Consider the following 257-nt stretch of genomic DNA (forward strand, 5'->3'; position numbering starts at 1 on the left):
GGGCTGCGCGGCCTGCCGCCGGCCGAGACCCGCCGCAACCTCACCGCCATCCTCGACCGGCTGGAGGCACGGCGAATCCCGGTGCTGCTCTCGGGCATGCTCGCCCCGCCCAATCTCGGCGCCGATTACGGCCGCGAATTCGCCGGCGTCTTCCAGGCGCTCGGGCAGCGGCCCGGGGTCCTGTTCGATCCCTTCTTCCTCGAAGGCATCGCCGGCGATCCGGCGCTGAACCAGCCGGATGGCATCCACCCCAATCC

The 257-nt window shown here is 72.0% G+C and carries 1 protein-coding gene; it reads left to right on the forward strand.

The window, feature by feature from the left end:
- A partial coding sequence (locus J5474_RS22590; RefSeq protein WP_483414426.1) for an SGNH/GDSL hydrolase family protein occupies nucleotides 1-257 on the forward strand: 257 nt, incomplete at both ends.

Source organism: Sagittula salina (assembly GCF_017813235.1).
GTDB classification, from domain to species: Bacteria; Pseudomonadota; Alphaproteobacteria; order Rhodobacterales; family Rhodobacteraceae; genus Sagittula; species Sagittula salina.